Raw genomic sequence first — 18,798 nt, 5'->3', positions numbered from 1 at the left:
GGCGGCGCGGCAAAAGTACACAACGGCCGGGAGCCCAAAGCGTGCTGCCCCGAAAACTCTGCGGCTCACCTAAATACCATCCATGCTGCCGCTGGCTACGTACACCCAAGCCCCTGTTACGTGCTACTATCCCTTCATCTCTCCCTTTTTACGCGCTATGAGCACTATCAAAAAAGTGATTGAAGTACTGGCCAGCTCAGAAAAAAGCTTTGAAGATGCCCTGCAACGGGCCCTCACCGAGGCCAGCACCACGGTACAAGGCATTAAATCCATCTACATAAAAGACCAAAGCTGCCGGGTGCGCGACAATAAAATCGTGGAGTACCGAATCACCGCCAAAATCAGCTTTGAGGTGATGCACAAATGGGTGCCCAACCACGCCGTCGGGGCCACGGAAGCCGTTGGCAGTTCCGGCATTCCCGATTATAGCGGCGTGGAAATCAAAACCCACCCCGATGAGCCCCTGGACGTGAAGCCCGGCGGCAGCGCTACCGCCCCCGAAAGCGGGGGTGGCTATAGCGGCTAGCGCCTGGTAGGTTAGCGGTTGTCGAAGCGGAATATCACGCTTACCTGGGCCTTATGTGCAATGCGTTTTCCATTTACCACGGCCGGGTACCAGGCCGGGCCTTCTTTCAACAGGCGAATGGCTTCTGCATCATACTCCTCGCTGAGGGGCTCAATTACTTTGATATCCTGCAAGGAGCCATCGGCCGCCACGATAAAGCGCAGCTTTACGGCCACTTTTGCGCTGTAGGTGCCGGCTGGCGGGTCTTTTTCCGGGTAGTGAACTTCCCGCTCCACATATTGATTAAAGGCGGCCAGACCACCGGCCGGGGTGGGAGCCATATCCGGGATAGTGGGCATTTTTGCGTCCCGCCCCCGGCCTTCGGGCACCACAGTTCTCGGTCCCGCGCCGGTTAAAGGCGTCATGGTCAGGGCCAGCGTGGAGTCCGGGCCCAGGATACGCTCGTTGTCCCGGTAGCCGGCGGCCATAAACGTGAGGCTTTCCACGCCGGCCGGAACCAGCAGCTCAAAGCGGCCTTCTTCATTCGTTTTGCTCTGCACCGTGGTGCCGGTGGCATGTACCGCTACGCCGGCCAGCGCTTTGCCGGTAGGCCCATCGGTGAGGCGGCCGCTGATGCGGCGGGCAGGCAGGGTGGCGGTCTTTCTAGATTCGGGTGCGGTAACTGCCTGATTTTTACTGGCGGTAGTGGTAGTAGTTGAGGCGGAATCCGGAGCGGCTATTGGCGCAGCCTGGGCGGTATAATTCCCACTGTCCGGGGCTGGTTGGGCAGCAGTTACAGGCGCCTTACGGGCACCTGGGCCCGGGGCGGGTGGTACGTTGCGCCATTTGCTGCGCATTGTGGCCACGTAGCGCGTACGGCGGGCTTGTTCTTTTTTCTGGGCTGCCGGCCTGCTAACTGGCTGCACTATAGCTACTACTTTTTCTTCCGCCAAAGTTGGCGCCGGCGTGGCCGTAGGGGCCGCCGCCTCCGGCGGCGAGGTAGCCGATGGTGCGCGCGTAACAATAGCCTGCTTAGCCGGGGAAGAAGTGGCTGGCTGCCGGTGCGGCCGCGTCCAGAAGAAAGTGCCCGCTATAACCAGTAGTAGAATGGCCGCGGCCGCCTGCAGCCACGCCCCACCCATCGGCCGACGGGCTACCCCGGTGCCTACCCGCACCTGTAAGCGCTGGTGTAGCTCGGCCAGGGCCTGGTCCGTGGTGACAGCATCGGTCTGGGCGAGGCCCTCCAGGATATCCGCGCAGGGCGGACACACCAGGGTATGGGCTTCTATGGCATGCTGATCAGCAGAGGGAAGGTCTCCGGCTACGTAACGCCGTAGCAGCTCCACGGGCAAATGCCGGTTAGCTGCGGGAGTGGCGGAGGAGGCGGAGCTATGAGGGTGCATTGAAGGAAGACGGTGATTCTAAGTGGCGGCGCAGGTTGCGCTTCCCGTTCTGGATATGGCTTTTTACTGCGTTCAGGTCGTATCCTGTTTCAGTGGAGATGTCGCGGTAGCATTTGTCTTCGAGGTAAAACAGCCGCAGGCACTGTTGCTGGCCCGGCGGAAGCTCGGCCAGGGCCTGCTCCAGGGCTTGGAGGCGCTCTTCGGTAAACAGGGCTTCTTCCGGGTCATCGTCTGACTGATGCCGGGCCACGACCGATTCCATATCGGCGGCATCCGAAAAGTGCAACACCAGGCTGCCGCCGTTGTCGGGGCCGGCGCGTTTGCGGGCCCGCAGCACCATCAGGCAGTGGTTGCGGGCGGTGGTGCGCAGCCAGGCCGGGAAGTTGCTGACTTCGTGCTGGCGCAGAGTATCCACTAGCTTTTCGAAGAGCTGCATCACGGCATCCTTGGCATCTTCTTCCTCCTGCAAATAGCGCCGACAGGTAGCAAACACCTCCGTCAGGTAGCGCTCATAGAGCACGCCCAGGTCGGCTACGTCGCCGTGCTGGCGGTAGCGCAGCAGCAGCTCCTCATCGGGGAGGGCGGCCGGCAGCGTAGGGCGACGTTTGAACCACATAAGATGCAGAACCCAACAGGTAAGCGGGAAAGCTACGGTTTCGTTGCCATAAGATACGGGGTCTGCGGTTTATCTGCAGAGCGCAGGCTTGCAGGGCTCAGCTTACCCTGGTACGCTTGCCGAAAAACCAACGGCGCCGTGTGGAATCTGAGGCCGAACGGCATCAGAAGAAAGCAACTACACAGACTCTCCGCGGTGAAAGCATAGGGGCAGGCTGGGTCCGGTACTCACCAGCCCAGTAAAGGGCAGCCCGCCGTTTGCAGACGGCGGGAGCTACTGCCCCGGAAAGGCCTGGTCTGCCCCGGGTGCCGCTTTGCTTTCTAATTCCAATTGCGGGGGCCTCCTTCAGGGCCATAAAAACGCAAAAGCCCCGCTGATTGCACAGCGGGGCTTTTTGCATTCTTAAATTATCTATAGAAAGAGCTCAGTGGAGCTTAGAAAGAGTAGTTAAGTGAGGCTTTAATGACGCGGTTCTGCGCATCGAAGCGGTTGTTCTTATCCAACGAAGACAGGCCGTAGTCGTAGCCGGCACTGATGCCCAGGCCCATATCCGACTGGTAGCCCAGGCCACCTACCACGCCAAAATCGACGGGACGAAACTGGTCTTTCACGTCAAAATCATGCTGATAAGCGGAGAAGCCCAGAGCGCCGGCCTGCAGCCGCACTTTATTGCTCAGCAGGAAAGAGGCCTGGGGGCCGGCATAGAGGTAGAAGCCGGGGGTGAGGTACGCTTTTAAAAGCACGGGTACATCCAGGTAGGCCATGCGCGCCGTGGCCGTTACGCGGGTATTCAGGAAGTCAAACTGCTCGAAGGGAATCTTGGCGGAAAGCTTCATGCCTTTCTCTGAGTACAGCGCGCCGGGCTCAATGGCGAAATGCTCGCCCAGGGGCAGCGTGGCGTACAGGCCGGCGTGGAAGCCCGGCTTCATTTCCTTGGTAACGGCACCTTCCGTAAAATCGGCCAGGTCCATCACGCTGTTCACCGCATCCCCGGACCAATCGGCTACGTTCACGCCGGCTCTGATGCCCAGCTGTACGCCTTTAGTAGTAGCGGCCGAAGAAGTGGAATAAGTAGTGCGGGTGGGCGTGCGGCCGGTGTAAGCGGGTACGCGGTGGGTTTGCACCTGGGCCTGCGCCAGGTTGCCGAAGGCCGAAAACAAAAGGGTAGCCGCGGCCAGGCGGCCGAAAAGTCGCTTCAAAATCATGGCAGTAAAAGTCAGGAGTGCGGAGTAAGAATAAGGACCGGTAACCACAGTGCGCGCTACGGGCCGTCCGGCTTCTGAACCGTACTATTACAAAACCGTGCCAGATATTTGCGCTACCGGATAGTGATACAGCTCCTAATTGATAATCAGAATATTATAACCGGAATTGGTGCTGGGTAAACCATAGGAAGCAGGTGCTAACGCTTTCAGGAAGCACCCCGCTCCTTATTCCGGGCGGGCGGCGGAGCGCAGCGTATCGGTGGGAGCGGGGGCCACGGGCAAGCTGTCCGGCAGGGCAGCCGGGCGCGGCATAGGCGCTATTTTGGGTACTCCCTTGGTGGGCTTTTTGGGCTTGCGGGCGGCGGTGACTTTGGGCGTGCTTTTCTTTTTAGCGGCCCCAGCTTTGGCGGCCGCGGCCTCCGCCTTTAGCTTGGCAATGCGCCGCTCCAGGTTCTCGAGCATGTACTGCGCATCTGACTTAAACTGGGGCTCGGTGAACTGAGCCACGGCCAGCTGGGCTTCGTGGCGGGCTTTGGGCAACTGATGCAGCTCTATGTAGTCGTAGGCCAGGTTAAAATGGGCCAGGGCGTAGTTTTTGCGCAGGGCAATGGTGTGCTCAAAGGCCGCCGAGCTGGCTTTAAACTTGCCCAGCCGCATATAGGCATAGCCCAGGGCATAGTAGGAAAGGTAGTCGCCGTAGCCGTGCTTGTGGGCCGCTTCGTAATGCTGCACCATCAATGGGAACAGGTTGTCTTCGGTGCGGCCGGGCTCGGCGCAGCCGCACTGCTGCACCTCAAAATAGTAGTCGGCCAGACCTTTATCCAGCCGGTAGTTGTCGGGGTATTTCTGATATAAGGCTTCCAGAATGGTGCGCACGGGAAAGAAATACGCCAGCGTATCGGTGCGGGCCAGCACCCGGATGGAGTCCAGCGGCTGGGTGAGCGAGAGGTTGCGGAAGGCAAAGCGGCGGTAGTTCAGGTGCCGACTATGGTATTGCAGCGCCAGCTCCGCCGCCTTCAGCGCCACGGCCGGCCGCTTGTGCTCGGGGTCGAAGTTTTGCAGCAGCACAAACGCCGACTCGTACTTGCGCTGCGCGATGAGCTCATTGGCCCGTTGCACCACAATAGACTCGCCCTGCGCCCATGCGCCAGCCACTGGCAGCAGCCAGCTCAACAAAAACAGCACTCCAAAACGCATCATGCAAGAGAATAGCGAGGCAAGATACTGCCCCGGCCGCATTCAGGGCATAAATCGGGCCGGCCGCCGGCCGAAGGCCGTCGAAAACGGCTCCTAAAACCTTGTATTTTCAAAATCCCTGGCTAGCTTTGGTCAACAACCCCTACTTGCAGACGATGCACACGCCCGCGGCCCGCTTTTATTTTAGCTACTATTTCTACTACGGAAAGCCGTAGCAGCGAGGCCCCTGTTTGTAGCATTATCCCACAAACTCATGCAAGCCTCCCTACCCGGAGGCTTTTTTTACGTCCCTTCTGATTTCATGCGTTCCGCTACGGCTCCTTTCCGCTTCTTCTTTCGCTACTACTTCTATTACCGGAAGCAGCGGGGCCCCTTTTGCATGTTCTAACCAACCAGAATACCAGCAACTACCCAGGGCCCCGCAACCGCGGCGGCCCTTTTTTATTTCCGTTTTCGCTGATTACCCATGCCCCCTACTATTGCCATTCAGGGTTTCGAAGGAAGCTTCCACCAGATAGCTGCCCGGCACTACTTCGGTCCTGCGGCCCTGACGGCGCCGTGCGTTACGTTTGGAGAAGTGGTGCGCCAGGTAGCCAGCGGCATGGTGTCCTATGGCCTGATGGCCATCGAAAACTCTATTGCCGGCAGCATTCTGCCCAACTATAACCTGCTGCGCCAAGCCAACCTGCGCGTAACCGGCGAGGTGTACCTGCAGATCCGGCAGCACCTGATGGCTTTGCCCGGCCAGCAGCTGGCCGATATTCAGGAAGTGCACTCTCACCCCATGGCCCTGCTGCAGTGCGCCGACTTCCTGAACCAGCACGGCCCCTGGCGACTGGTAGAAACCGAGGACACCGCCCTCAGTGCCCAGCGCATCCGGGAAGGGCTGCGCTCGGGCACGGCCGCCGTGGCCGGCAAGTTGGCCGCCGAGCTGTTTGGGCTGGAAATTCTGGAAAAGGATATTCACTCCGAAAAGAAAAACTACACCCGCTTTCTGGCGGTGGCGCGGCCTGAAAACGCAGTGCCGGTGGCGCAGCCCAATAAGGCCTCGATTTACTTTCACACCACCCACGCCCAGGGCAGCCTGGCCCAGGTGCTGGTGCGCATTGCCGGGCAGGGCATCAACCTCTCCAAGCTCCAGTCCTTCCCCATTCCGGCCAAAACCTGGCACTACTACTTCCACGCCGACCTGGAGTTTGACGACCCCGCCCAGCTGCAAGCCGCGCTCCGGGAAATAAAACCCGTGACGGAAGGGCTGGAGGTGCTGGGCGTATATCACAAAGGCGCTACCCACAAGTAGACCGATCAACATTATAAAAGGTCATGCTGAGCTTGTCGAAGTATCTCTACCGCATTGGCAATCAATGCCGTTCAACGAAGCGGTAGAGATGCTTCGACAAGCTCAGCATGACAGTAAAAACAGCTAACCCCAGAAACCCCAGCCCCATGCAAGTTTCCGTAGCCAGCCGCCTTCACCACACGCAGGAATACTACTTCTCTCAGAAGCTGCGCGAAATTGAGGGGCTGAACAAAGCCGGCGCGCCGGTTATTAACCTGGGGATTGGCAGCCCGGATATGCCGCCGCATCCCCGCGTTATTGCAGCCCTGAATACCGCGGCCCAGCTGCCCAACACGCACGCCTACCAGAACTACAAAGGCGTGCCGGCCCTGCGCCAGGCCATGGCCGACTGGTACCAGCGGTTTTATGGCGTGGCGCTGAACCCGGAGGCGGAAGTGCTGCCGCTGCTGGGCTCCAAGGAAGGTATCATCCACATCAGCATGACGTTTCTGGAAGCCGGCGACGAAGTGCTGATTCCCAACCCCGGCTACCCGGCCTACCGCGCCGCCGCCCAGCTCAGCGGCGCCACCCCCGTGGACTACGACCTAACCGCCGCCAACCATTGGCTGCCCGACCTGGAGGCGCTGGCCCAACAGGACCTAAGCCGCGTGAAGCTGATGTGGGTGAACTACCCGCATATGCCCACCGGCACTCCACCCGATGCTGCCTTTTTTGCCCGTCTGGTGGCATTTGCCACGGCCCACAATATTCTGCTGGTGCACGACAACCCCTACAGTTTCATTATGAACCAGGAGCCGCCGCAGAGTTTGCTGGCCGTGCCGGGGGCGCGGGAAGTGGTGCTGGAGCTAAACTCCCTGAGCAAGTCGCACAACATGGCGGGCTGGCGTGTGGGCATGCTCCTGGGCCGCGCCGATTTGCTGCAGGAAGTACTGCGCTTCAAGAGCAACCTCGATTCGGGTATGTTTCTGCCGGTGCAGCTGGCGGCCATCGAAGCCCTGCAGCTGGATGAAAGCTGGTACGTGGAGCTGAACGCCCATTATGCCGCCCGCCGGGAGCTGGTGTTTGAGCTGCTGGAAACCATCGGCTGCAGCTTTACCCGCCAGCAGGTGGGCTTGTTTGTGTGGGCGGCCATTCCGGCCGGCTATGCCGATGGCTTCGCGCTGAGCGACGAGCTGTTGCCCGCGGCGCGGGTGTTCCTCACGCCCGGCGGCATTTTTGGTACCAATGGCAACGGCTTTATTCGGGTGAGTTTGTGCCAGCCCACGGCGGTGCTGCAGGCCGCTCTAGGGCGCATTCGGGCGGCCCGAGTTCAACCCTCTTTTACTACTTCAGCCTCATGAAAACTGTAACTATCATCGGTGTCGGGCTTATTGGTGGCTCCCTGGCCATCAGCCTCCGGCAGAAAGGATTAGCCAGCCACATTATTGGGGTAGACCACAGCCCTGAAAACCTACAGCAGGCCCAGCAGCTACGGATGATTAACGAAGGCACCCCGGACCTGATCAGCGCCGTACGCCGCGCCGACCTGGTGGTGGTGGCCGTGCCCATGGATGCCATGCTCACGGTGCTGCCCCAGGTTTTGGATGCGGTGGAAAACCAGGTGGTTATCGATGTGGGCTCTACCAAATCCATGCTGTTGGCCGCCGTGGCCGGGCATCCCAAGCGCGGCCGTTTTGTGGCCGTGCACCCCATGGCCGGCACCGAATACTCCGGCCCGGAAGCCGCCGTGCCGGAGCTGTTCACCGACAAAACCCTGGTTATCTGCGACGCCGAACAGAGTGATGCTGATGCCGTGGCGCAGGTGCAAAGCCTCTTCGAGCAGCTGCAGATGAACATTGAGTACCTCGATGCGGCCGCTCATGATTTGCATACGGCGTACGTGTCGCACATTTCCCATATCACGTCTTTCGCACTGGCCCTCACCGTATTAGAAAAGGAAAAAGAAGAGCAGCAGATTTTTGCCCTGGCCAGCGGGGGCTTCGCCTCCACCGTGCGCCTGGCCAAAAGCTCACCCGATATGTGGGTGCCCATCTTCCGCCAGAACCGCGTGAACGTGCTCGATGTACTCGATGAGCACATTCACCAGCTGCAGCACCTGCGCCAGCTCATTGCCCAAGAAGACTACGCTGCCGTGTACCAGCAGATCCAGCAAGCCAACCTCATCAAGAAAATTCTGAAGTAAGTCAGAACGTCAACTCCCCTCCTCAGATGAGGAGGGGTGCCCGAAGGGCGGGGTGGTTGACTGTCGTTAGAACGACTTTGTAGCACTAGCTATAAAAAATGTTCTGGCATTTCAACCACCCCTAGCCCCTCCTCCTCTGAGGAGGGGAACTGGCCCTAAACGCATCAACAGTACTCTCGCAAAAACTCAAAAACCAGCCATACATCATGCAATCTGCCCTTTTCAACCGCCAGCCAGACGATAAGCCTTACCTGATTTCCGGACCCTGCTCCGCCGAAACGGAAGAGCAGGTGCTGGATACCTGCCAGCGCCTGGCCGCCACCGGTAAGGTGCAGGCTCTGCGCGCCGGCATCTGGAAACCCCGCACCAAGCCCGGCGGCTTCGAGGGCGTGGGTACCAAGGGACTGCCCTGGCTTAAGAAAGCCAGTGAGCTGACCGGCCTGCCTATTGCCGTGGAGGTGGCCACCGCTAAGCACGTAGAAGACTGCCTGGCCTTTGGGGTAGATATTTTGTGGGTAGGCGCGCGCACTACCGGCAACCCGTTTTCGGTGCAGGAAATTGCCAATGTGCTGCGCGGCGTGCAGGTACCGGTGCTGGTCAAAAACCCCATTCACCCGGAGCTGGAGCTGTGGGTGGGTGCCGTGGAGCGCCTGCAAAAGGCCGGGCTGGAAAAAGTGGGCCTCATTCACCGCGGCTTCAGCAGCTATGGCAACACCGACTACCGCAACGCGCCCATGTGGCACCTGCCCATCGAAATGAAGCGCCGCCACCCCGAAATGCCGCTGCTCTGCGACCCCAGCCACATCTGCGGCCGCCGCGATACGCTCTTCGCCGTGGCGCAGCAGGCCCTCAACCTGGGCTTCGATGGCAACATGATTGAAAGCCACCAGAACCCCGACGCGGCTTGGAGCGACGCTAAGCAGCAAATCACCCCAGAGGTGCTAAAAGACCTGATTCAGGACCTGGTGTGGCGCCACGAAACCACCAACCAGCGCGAGTTCCTGACGGCCCTGGCCAGCCTGCGCGAGCAAATCAACCAGCTTGATGCTGAAATTATTCAGCTGCTGGGCCGCCGCATGGGCGTGGCCGAAAAAATAGGCGAGTACAAGAAGGAAAACGACATTACCATTCTGCAGACCACCCGCTGGAACGAAGTGCTGGAGCGTGCTCAGCGCCAGGGCACATCCGTGGGTCTCACCCCGGAGTTTGTAGAGCAGTATTTCGCCGCCGTGCACCTGGAGTCCATCAACCGCCAAAATGCCATCATGAACCGGGAGTAAAGAGCTTCTCTTATCCTAAATCAGTCCCACCTCTTCTGTCATCCTGAGCCAAGCGAAGGACCTTATCACGTTAGAACATTTGTCGAAACAACGACTCGTTCTTACTTGATAAGGTCCTTCGCTTGGCTCAGGATGACAGCTGTTTTTGAAGGAGTTGAAAGAAGAGAGTTGCAGGAGTAGGGAGCCTCCATTTTCATCCCTTGCTTGTCGGTGATGGGGATTTGCCGTACTTGGGCCTATGCTCTTTTATACCGTTATGAAACCGCTGGTGCAGGTAGCACTGCGCGTGTTTTTTCGTAAGCTTGAAGTCCGTAATCCACAGCGGCTGCAAATGCCGGGGCCGCTGCTGATTACCGGTAACCACCCCAATACGCTGATGGACCCCTTGGTGGTGGCCGTAAACCGCCGGGAGCCTATTGCCTTTCTGGCCAAGAGCACCTTTTTCCAAAACCCCATTCTGCGCCGCATTATGGAGTCCGGCAACTCCATTCCCATCTACCGCCGGCAGGATGCCGAAACCGGGGAAGGCGGCGCCAGCCCGGAGGAAGTAGCGGCCCGCAACGAAGCCTCCTTTGGCCGCTGCTTTGATTATCTGGGCCAGGGCGGCACGGTGATGATTTTTCCGGAAGGCACCAGCGTGTCAGAGCGTAAGCTGCGGCCGCTGAAAACCGGCGCGGCCCGCATTGCCTTGGGCACGGAAGCCCGCTATAACTTTCAACTGGGGCTGCACGTGCTGCCGCTGGGCATTAATTATTTCGATCCGACCCGCTTCCGCTCCGATGTCTTTATCAACGTGGGCCCGCCTATCCGGGTAGCCGATTATGCTGCCGCCTATCAGCAGGACCCCGCGGCGGCAGCTGATTTGCTGACGGAGGAAATCCGCCGCCGCATGGAAGTGCGCCTCGTCATTTCTCGCGACGCCGCTGAGGACGCGCTGGCCCGGCAGGTAGAGCGCACCTTCGGCGACCATCTCAACCCCGAGGACGACCCCACCACGCTCTACGACAACTTCCAGCTGAGCCGCACGCTGCAGCAGGCCATTCTGTATTTCGAGCAGCACGCACCTGCTCACCTCACGGAAGTACGTCAGCAGCTGACGACGTATCTGGCCCAGTTGCAAAAGCTCCGGCTCACCGATGAAGCCCTGGAAGCCGGGCAGCAGAAACAAGGCACCCGCTTTTCCCGCGCGGTCAGCACAGCCTTCCGCCTTATTCTGGGGCTGCCGCTCTATCTGTACGGTGTCATCAATAACTATGTGCCCTACATTATTCCCTCCCTCGTGGCCCGCCGCGCCACCAAGGACGTTGAGTTTATTGCCCCCATTATGCTGGTTACGGGCATGCTTACCTTCAGCCTGGGTTATGTGGCCCAAACGGCGCTGGTGCACCATTTCACGCAGGACTGGCGTTGGACCACTCTCTACGCCCTGAGCCTGGCGCCGGCCGGTTTTTATGCCCTTAGCTACTGGGGTAACCTGGAAGCCCGCTTACGGCGCCTGCGCACCACGCGGCTTTTCCGGCGGCAGCGGCCTGCTATGGAGGCACTTCTGCAGCAGCGCACGGTTGTTCTGCAGCTGCTAAACGACGCCCGGGTAGCGTATCTGGCCGCCAAAACCAGTCAGAGAGGCGAAGCAGCTACCGGCTGATTTTGGTACCCAGTCCCAGTGTCAGGATTTCCAGCGGGCTTAAGGTTTTATTGGAAAGCATACTCACCAGATACAAGTCGTTGGTGCCGAGCTCTGCATAGGCAGTGGTGCGCCGGAAGCCCTGCGCTGCCGGGGCCACATACGTAAGGCGCGGCCCCAAAAAGGCCCCCATCCGCACCGCCGAAGACCACCAGTAATATCCTTTGGTGGGGTAGCGGCCGGTAGCCTGGCTGGTGAGGAAAAAGCGCCGGCCCAGCGTGTAGCTCACCATGCCACCCACCGCCAGCGGACTTACCCGTAGGTGCTGCCCTAGCCTGGGAGAGAAAGGGATATAAGTGGTTTTGAGGGTTATAATGCCCAAGGCACGCCCCCCGGCCAGCCGCCGCGGCACAAAGCCCACCAATACCTCGGGCTCCAGCCGCTGCCGGGCCAGGCGGTAGCCACCGCCTACCGCCACTGTGCCCATGCCACCGCCTACCTGCACCGTCAGAAAAAACGGACCTGCGCCGGGCATAGGCTCCTGGGCCTGGGCCAGCAGGGGAAACAGAGCGGCCGCCAGGGCCCCGACTTTAGCGCACCTTGGCATAGCTGACGGTTTCTAAGCGGAAGTAGCGCTGCCCCCACAGCGTTAGAACATGGTAGCGCCGCTTCTTCAGGTTATAAGCCGTGAGGTAGGTAAGCCCATCGTGAAAGGGCTGCCCGGCCGTGAAACGGTGAATGTGCGCGGCCAGGTGCAGGGTTACTTTGGGGTAGCGGCGCAGCAGCTGGGTATAAGGCTGCACCAGTTTGGGGTCGAAGTCATTATCGTTGGGCGGCACGTGGCTGATGATGACGGTGCGGACAATGCCGGCGGTGTCGGCCAGCTGCTGTTCCAGCCAGGCCAGGTCGGGCACGCGGCCATTAAAGCCGTACTCGCGGCCATTGGTATCCAGGCAGATAAAGCGCGTGCTCTGGTACACAAAGGAGTAGTTCAGGGGGCCAAAGTGCTCCTGGTAGGCGGCGCGGCCGTTGGCCAGCTCATCATGGTTGCCGATGACGGTGAGGTAAGGCACGCGCAGCTTTTGCAGGCGGCGGTGCACCCAGTGCATTTCGCGGCCCAGCCCGAAATCAGAAATATCTCCGGCAATAGCCACAAAATCGAGGCGCGGCTGCTGGTTTACGCTGGCCACGAAGTCGGCCGTTTCATCATAAAACCGCTGCGTGTCGCCTACCAACACAAAGCGTACGGTGTCGCCGTGGTAGGTAGGGGGCTGCGCGGTTAATCTAGCCAGGTTGCGGCTGGTCAGGTGCCGCTTGTCGGCCGGGGCGTAGGCCTGGTTGGGACTGGACTCCATCAGGCTGCACCCCACCAGCCAGCTGCCGGCCACCAGTGCTCCGCCCCATCTTCTTACATGTTGACTGCCACTGCACATATCGGTAGCTCAGAATGCTGTGGGGCGGAATAAAAAGCCGGGCGGGTTCCTGAAACCACTTCAGGATTACCAGGTTATCCGGCTCGTTATAAATTCATTTTCAGGCCGATAGCCAGCGTCAGGAGCTGGGTTGGGCGCAGGCTATGGCGGTTGGTGAGGTAGCTGTGCAGGTATAAATCATTCGTGCCTACTTCATAATAGAAAGCCAGGGAGCGGCTATGGTCAGGCGAGGTGGGCCAGGCCGTGTAGGCAAGGCTGCTGCCCAGCAAGGGGCCGTAGCGCAGCGTGCGCGAAAACCAGTAGTAGTCGTCGGGGTACTGGTTCGGCTCGCCGGGGTTTTGCAGGCCGTGGGTGTAGCTGCCATAGGCGCCCACCGTGAGGGGCGTCAGCTGCCAGGCGGCGGCCAGCGGCAGGCGCACCGGCGAGTAAGATGCTTTCAGCGTTACAATGGTCAGCTCCGTGCCGGCGTGCCGTTTCGGGACGTACCCCACCAATACGTCTGTGCTCAGGCGCTGGTGCCAGTAGCTATAACCCGCGCCCACGGCCACCATGCCAATGCCGCCCCCGGTTTGTAGCAGCAAATGGCGCGGGTGGTACCAGTGTTTGGCCGTAGGCATCACCGAAGCGGGCGCCGCCGAATCAGGCCGCAGGGCCGGGGTAGCCATAGAGCTTAGCGGCGCGGTCAGCAGCAGAAACAACAGTAGCGTCCGCATCAGAAAGCAATGGTTTTGAGGCGAAACTGCTTCTGCCCCCACACCGTGAGCACTACATACTGGCGTTTCTCAAAGGCAAAGGAGTTGATATAGGTCACGCCATCATCAAAGGGCTGGCCAAAGTGGAAATCGTGGCGGTGGCCGTTCAGCTCAAATACCAGCCGGGGGGCATTGCGCAGTGCGGCGGTGTAGGCCGGGCGCAGGGCCGGGTCGAAGTCGGGGTCTTCCGGGGGCACGTGCGACATCACCACCTGGCGCTGCACGCCCACGGTATCAGCCAGCTGCTGCGCCACCCAGGGCACGTCCGGAATGCGGCCGTTGAAGTTGTACTCGCGCCCGTTGGTATCCGTCATAATAAAGCGGGTGCCGGCGTAGGTAAACGTGTAGTTCAGGGGGCCGAATATTTCCTGGTAGGCGGCGCGGCCGTTGGCTACCTGGTCGTGGTTGCCGATGACGGTGAGGTAGGGCACGCGCAGCTGGCTCAGCTTTTCGTTCACCCAGCGCATTTCCCGGTTCAGGCCGAAATCGGAAATATCCCCGGCCACCACCACAAAGGAAATGCCCGGCTGCTGGTTTACGCTCTGCACAAAATCATCGGCCTGCTCATAAAACCGCTGCGAGTCGCCGGTGAATACAAACCGCAGCGTATCGCCGGGGGGCAGAGTTTGCTGCGCCAGGCGCGCCAGGTTTTGGCGCGTGAGGTGGCTTTCCGCCGCCGGGGCCCGGTGGTCGTTGGGGCTGAACTCCACCCACTCGCAGCCGGCCAGGGATAGGAGCAGGGTACCCAAAAGAAATCGAAGAGAAAAAGAAGAGAAGAAAGATGTCATAATTGCGCCTCCAAAGCCAAAACACAAGCGCTACCCGCCCCGGCTGAAATCCAGCCCCGGACTTATACGAACAACTGCCGGCATGGGTAGTTTGGTGGCCTGGTAAATTGCGGAGAAGGCCTTCCTGGGCGGCTTGCCGTACTGCCGGTAAAAGGTGTTTCTTGTCAAACTTTTTTGCGCCGCCGCGCATTCTTCTTATTTCCCCTTGAGCTTTCCCGAATGGCCAAACTGAAGACCCTTTATTTCTGCCAGAACTGCGGGGCGCAATCCGTAAAGTGGATTGGCCGCTGCCCCTCCTGCGGCGAGTGGAATACCTACGTGGAGGAAGTAGTGCAGAAAGAAGACACCCAGGCCGCCGGCTCCTGGAAAACGCCGGCCGCTGCCAGTACCACCAAAGTATCTAAGCCGCGCCCCGTCAGTGAGATACATTATGAAGAAGAGCCCCGCATCATCACCCACGATGGCGAGCTGAACCGCGTGCTGGGCGGGGGCCTGGTGCCCGGTTCCCTGGTGCTGATTGGCGGCGAGCCGGGCATTGGCAAAAGCACGCTTATGCTGCAGATTGCCATGCAGCTGCGCCAGCTGAAGGTGCTGTATGTATCGGGCGAGGAAAGTGAGCAGCAGATTAAAATGCGCGCCGAGCGCCTCATTGGCGAGCAGCACCCGGGCTGCTACATCCTCACCGAGACCAATACCCAGAATATCTTCAAGCAGATAGACCAGCTGCAGCCCAACATCGTGGTTATCGACTCCATTCAAACCCTGCACTCGGGGTTGGTAGAGTCGGGGGCGGGCTCCGTAAGCCAGGTGCGCGAGTGCACCCAGGAGCTGCTGAAGTACGCCAAGGAAACCGGCGTGCCCGTGCTGCTCATCGGCCACATCACCAAAGACGGCTCCATTGCCGGCCCCAAAATTCTGGAGCACATGGTAGATACCGTGCTGCAGTTTGAGGGCGACCGGCACCTCTCATACCGCATTCTGCGCACCATCAAAAACCGCTTTGGGTCTACCTCGGAGCTGGGTATTTATGAGATGCAGGGCTCCGGTCTGCGGCAGGTCAGCAACCCTTCGGAAATCCTGCTGAGCCAGCGCACCGAAACGCTGAGTGGCATGGCCATTGGAGCCACGCTGGAAGGCAACCGTCCGCTGCTAGTAGAAGTGCAGGCCTTGGTAACGCCTGCCACCTACGGCACGCCCCAGCGCAGCAGCACCGGCTTTGATGCCAAACGCCTGCAGATGCTGCTGGCTGTGCTGGAAAAGCGCAGCGGCCTGCGCCTGGGTCAGCACGACGTGTTCCTGAACATTGCCGGCGGCCTGCGCCTCGATGACCCCGCCCTGGATCTGGCCGTGTGCGCGGCCGTGGTTTCCTCGCTGAATGATATTCCGCTGTCCGGCGAAACCTGCCTGGCGGCTGAGGTAGGCCTGAGTGGTGAGATACGCGCCGTAAGCCGGCTGGATCAGCGCCTCTCGGAAGCCGAAAAGCTGGGCTTTGGCGAAATGTACATTTCGCAGTTTAATGCCCGGGGGCTTGATCTGGGGCGTTTTGGCATCCGGGTGCATCCGGTAGGCCGCCTGGATGAGGTGCTGAGTGGTTTGTTCGGCTAAAAACGTGTAAACAGCCGCGTAGGCAGCCGGTTAGGAAAAAAGTAACCTGCCGGATTGGACTTTCTCAATCCAAATGCCTTATCTTCGGTATCTAAATTGGCTTTTCCCGCGAAAAATCAGAGAATGAGGCATCAGGCCCCGGGCAGATTCGCAGTGAAGTTCAGTTTAAGCCTCTTGTTGTAAGCGCCGTACTACCTCGATATACGTTCTAATGACATTTTCCTTCCGCATAGCTGCTGGCTGTTTGCTGGCGGCGCTTCTGGCGCCGCTGTCTGGCTGGGCCCAGGGCACCGTCTTACTCACCGGTAAAATCAGTAACCAGGATAGTGATTCTGTCGCCGTTTCCGTGCGCGATAATCCCTTGCAGGCCAATGAGCAGCTGACCTACGCCCGCGTAGACAGCAAAGGCGAGTTCCGGCTGGCCCTGAAAGTGGACGGCCCCACCCGCGCCGACCTGGTGTACGGCGACGATGTGACGGCCCTGTTTGTGGAGCCGGGCAATGCGCTGGAAATCAAGTTTAAGGGCTCCGATATGGCGGGCTCCATCCGCTTTAAGGGCAAGGGCGCCGAGGCTAACACCTTCCTCTCGGAGATGGATGACAAGTTTGTGGAAAATGATGGTTTTCAGGTGCTGCCGGAAAACATTCTGCTTTACGAGCCGGGCTTTCTGAGCTTTCTGGATTATCGGCGGAAGGCGGAAGATAAATTCCTGGCTGAAAACGAAGAGGGCCTTTCGCAGGCATTCATCAACTACGTGAAGGCCGAAATTGCCTACACCTACGCCAACGACCGGCTGACTTTCCAGGACCTGCGCGAGCAGGTGGTGGCCACCGAAGGGCGTCTGAAAATGTCGCCTACCTATTACGATTTCCTGAAGGATAAAGACCTGGTAAATAATGCTTCTGCCATTCAGAATGAAATGTACCAGGAGTTTCTGCTGAACTACGTGCACTACCAGGCGCAGAGCCAGAACCACCAGCGCTCCGACCCCGATTTCTACCAGGTGTGCTACGAGGTGGCCAAGGAAAAACTCAGTGGCAGCGTGCGGCCTCTGGTGCTGGGCCGCATCATGCAGGAGTCGTTCCGCTTTGGCCACATCAAACTCTCGCAGGCCATGCTCAGCGACTTCCGCGCCCAGCCGGAGTCCGGCAAGTATCTGCCCGCCCTGCAGGCCGACTTCGACGCGCACAAGTCTTTTTCCATTGGCGCACAGGCGCCTGATTTTAAGCTGGTTACGGCTAAAGGCGACTCCGTGTCGCTGCGCAGCTTCGCCGGCAAGCTGGTGTACATCAACTTCTGGAAAACCACCAGCGGCCTTTGCCTGCGCGACCTTCCCTACGCCCAGGATCTGGCCAAGAAGTTCGAAGGCAAAAATATAGTGTTCCTCAACATTGCCTTTGATGAGAACGAGCCCGCCTGGCGCCAGCTGGTGGTTAGCAAGAAGCTGCCGGGCGTGCACGTGCGCGCCTCTGGTGGCCTGCGCTCGGCTCTGGCCCGCGCCTACGCTTTAGATAATGTGCCCAGCTACATGCTGCTGGCCGAGGACGGTACCTTCCTCAATACCAAGCCCAAGCGCCTCAGCAGCCACGCGGCCGTTGAGGAAATCAAAGACTCCTTCGGCAAAGCGGCCCTGTATACCAGCGCCGCCGAGCTTAAGAAGTAGCCGTCTCCGTTGAGCCCGCTCAAAGCGCCTTCCAGCATTGTCGGGAGGCGCTTTTTATTTGCCAGCCCCGACGCCGGCTGCCTGATCTGATAGCGGTGCTGGCCCCGCTGAAACTACCTCCGTAACAACTTTCACTTTGGTTTGGGGTTATAAGGGCTGAAATTGGAGTGGCCGGCTTTGCGCTGCATTCCCGACCTTTATGCACTTATGCGCTCCACCGTTCTTGATGGCCTGAATTTCCTCTCAAAGCTTACCCCGCGCCGCGCCCTGAACACGGCACAGGTGGTGGGCGGCTATGCCCTGAGCAAGCTCACGGGCAAGGCGCGGCACTGGGGCCTGCCGCTGGCGCTTTCCTTCGAGCCTACTACCAGCTGCAACCTGCGCTGCCCGGAGTGCCCCAGCGGGCTGCGCTCCTTCACGCGCCCCACCGGCATGCTGCCCGATGACCTCTTCAAACGCACCATTGATGAAGTGGCCTCCCGGCTCTGGTACCTGATTTTCTATTTCCAGGGCGAGCCTTACCTGCACCCGCACTTCCTGGAGTTGGTGAAGTACGCCGCCGATAAAGGCATTTACACTGCCACCAGCACCAACGCCCACTACCTCAACGACCAGAACGCCCGCCGCACCGTAGAGTCCGGTCTGGATCGGCTGATTATCTCCCTGGATGGCACTACCCAGGAAGTGTACCAGCAGTACCGTGTGGGCGGCAAGCTGGATAAGGTGCTGGAAGGCACGAAGAACATTATTAAGTGGCGCAAAGAGCTGAAATCGAGCACGCCGCGGGTGGTGTTCCAGTTTCTGGTGGTGCGTCCCAACGAACACCAGCTGGAAGATGCCAAAGCCCTGGCCCGGGACCTGGGCGTGGATGACGTGTGGTTTAAAACCGCCCAGATCTACGACTACGCCCAAGGCTCCCCGCTCATTCCCACCATCGACTACTATTCCCGCTACGAAAACAACAACGGCACCTGGAGCATCAAGAACAAGCTGCTGAACCACTGCTGGAAAATGTGGCACAGCTGCGTCATTACCTGGGACGGCCTGGTGGTGCCCTGCTGCTTTGATAAAGATGCCGAATACCGCCTCGGCGACCTGCAACAGCAAACCTTCCGCGGGCTGTGGCACGGTCCCAAATACCAGCAGTTCCGTGCCTCATTACTAAAGGGCCGCGACCAGATTGAGATGTGTCGCAACTGCACGGAGGGCACCCGCGTGTGGGGCTGAGGCGAGCATGCTACATAG

General features: G+C 59.6%; 17 protein-coding genes. 9 read left to right on the top strand and 8 right to left on the bottom strand.

From position 1 onward, the window contains the following. The first annotated feature begins 157 nt into the window (after positions 1-157). Positions 158-526 (top strand): dodecin family protein, encoded by a 369-nt coding sequence (locus PK28_RS19660; protein WP_082017182.1) that lies wholly within the window; start codon positions 158-160, stop codon positions 524-526. Between the two features lie 11 nt (positions 527-537). Here the strand turns inward: PK28_RS19660 and PK28_RS01740 are convergent, their stop codons facing one another. From PK28_RS01740 to PK28_RS01725, 4 genes are all read right to left on the bottom strand, one after another. Then, positions 538-1,908 carry a carboxypeptidase regulatory-like domain-containing protein gene (locus tag PK28_RS01740; protein WP_082016905.1) on the bottom strand — a complete coding sequence of 457 codons (1,371 nt, stop codon included), beginning with the start codon at positions 1,906-1,908 and terminating at the stop codon, positions 538-540. After that, entirely contained in the window at positions 1,895-2,524 is a 630-nt protein-coding gene (locus PK28_RS01735; RefSeq protein ID WP_044510782.1) for an RNA polymerase sigma factor, read from the bottom strand. The genes PK28_RS01740 and PK28_RS01735 overlap by 14 nt, the downstream gene beginning before the upstream one ends. Before the next feature lie 434 nt (positions 2,525-2,958). Beyond that, complete coding sequence (locus PK28_RS01730; RefSeq protein WP_048825434.1) at positions 2,959-3,729, bottom strand: porin family protein; 771 nt, start codon at positions 3,727-3,729, stop codon at positions 2,959-2,961. Between the two features lie 225 nt (positions 3,730-3,954). After that, entirely contained in the window at positions 3,955-4,929 is a 975-nt protein-coding gene (locus tag PK28_RS01725; protein WP_044510771.1) for a hypothetical protein, read from the bottom strand. Positions 4,930-5,392: 463 nt separating this feature from the next. Here PK28_RS01725 and PK28_RS01720 point away from each other — a divergent pair, with 463 nt between their 5' ends. From PK28_RS01720 to PK28_RS01700, 5 genes are all read left to right on the top strand, one after another. Then, complete coding sequence (locus PK28_RS01720) at positions 5,393-6,226, top strand: prephenate dehydratase (RefSeq protein ID WP_044510768.1); 834 nt, start codon at positions 5,393-5,395, stop codon at positions 6,224-6,226. 146 nt (positions 6,227-6,372) lie between these two features. Then, on the top strand, positions 6,373-7,566 hold the full coding sequence (locus PK28_RS01715) for a pyridoxal phosphate-dependent aminotransferase (RefSeq protein ID WP_044510765.1): 1,194 nt from the start codon (positions 6,373-6,375) through the stop codon (positions 7,564-7,566). Further along, positions 7,563-8,408 carry a prephenate dehydrogenase gene (locus tag PK28_RS01710; protein WP_044510762.1) on the top strand — a complete coding sequence of 282 codons (846 nt, stop codon included), beginning with the start codon at positions 7,563-7,565 and terminating at the stop codon, positions 8,406-8,408. Before PK28_RS01715 ends, PK28_RS01710 begins: the two co-directional genes overlap by 4 nt. A gap of 206 nt (positions 8,409-8,614) precedes the next feature. Then, positions 8,615-9,688: a chorismate mutase gene (locus tag PK28_RS01705; RefSeq protein ID WP_044510761.1), complete on the top strand. Its 1,074-nt coding sequence runs from the start codon at positions 8,615-8,617 to the stop codon at positions 9,686-9,688. A 256-nt stretch (positions 9,689-9,944) separates the two neighbouring features. Beyond that, positions 9,945-11,333, top strand: a complete 1,389-nt coding sequence (locus PK28_RS01700; RefSeq protein ID WP_197070452.1) for a lysophospholipid acyltransferase family protein — start codon at positions 9,945-9,947, stop codon at positions 11,331-11,333. Here PK28_RS01700 and PK28_RS18760 read toward each other — a convergent pair. The 4 genes from PK28_RS18760 to PK28_RS01680 form a co-directional block, all read right to left on the bottom strand. Next, positions 11,323-11,919, bottom strand: a complete 597-nt coding sequence (locus tag PK28_RS18760) for a hypothetical protein (protein WP_048825430.1) — start codon at positions 11,917-11,919, stop codon at positions 11,323-11,325. The genes PK28_RS01700 and PK28_RS18760 overlap by 11 nt on opposite strands. Next, the gene (locus PK28_RS01690) at positions 11,903-12,667 is read right to left on the bottom strand and encodes a metallophosphoesterase family protein (protein ID WP_231576197.1); all 765 of its coding nucleotides are present in this window, start codon (positions 12,665-12,667) and stop codon (positions 11,903-11,905) included. Before PK28_RS01690 ends, PK28_RS18760 begins: the two co-directional genes overlap by 17 nt. Positions 12,668-12,831: 164 nt before the next feature. Further along, entirely contained in the window at positions 12,832-13,458 is a 627-nt protein-coding gene (locus PK28_RS01685; protein WP_156126193.1) for a hypothetical protein, read from the bottom strand. Continuing rightward, positions 13,458-14,246, bottom strand: coding sequence for a metallophosphoesterase family protein (locus PK28_RS01680; RefSeq protein ID WP_231576196.1), 789 nt, complete (start codon positions 14,244-14,246; stop codon positions 13,458-13,460). The genes PK28_RS01685 and PK28_RS01680 overlap by 1 nt, the downstream gene beginning before the upstream one ends. A gap of 258 nt (positions 14,247-14,504) precedes the next feature. Here PK28_RS01680 and radA point away from each other — a divergent pair, with 258 nt between their 5' ends. From radA to PK28_RS01665, 3 genes are all read left to right on the top strand, one after another. Further along, on the top strand, positions 14,505-15,890 hold the full coding sequence (gene radA, locus PK28_RS01675; RefSeq protein ID WP_044510752.1) for a DNA repair protein RadA: 1,386 nt from the start codon (positions 14,505-14,507) through the stop codon (positions 15,888-15,890). 211 nt (positions 15,891-16,101) lie between these two features. Continuing rightward, positions 16,102-17,553 (top strand): TlpA family protein disulfide reductase, encoded by a 1,452-nt coding sequence (locus PK28_RS01670; protein ID WP_082016904.1) that lies wholly within the window; start codon positions 16,102-16,104, stop codon positions 17,551-17,553. Positions 17,554-17,760: 207 nt separating this feature from the next. Continuing rightward, the gene (locus tag PK28_RS01665; RefSeq protein WP_044510746.1) at positions 17,761-18,780 is read left to right on the top strand and encodes an SPASM domain-containing protein; all 1,020 of its coding nucleotides are present in this window, start codon (positions 17,761-17,763) and stop codon (positions 18,778-18,780) included. Positions 18,781-18,798 lie beyond the last annotated feature (18 nt).

The sequence above is a fragment of the Hymenobacter sp. DG25B genome (assembly GCF_000801315.1).
Lineage (GTDB): Bacteria > Bacteroidota > Bacteroidia > Cytophagales > Hymenobacteraceae > Hymenobacter.
The sequence above is the reverse complement of the archived record's forward strand: the minus strand, read 5'-3'. Positions and strand labels throughout refer to the sequence as shown.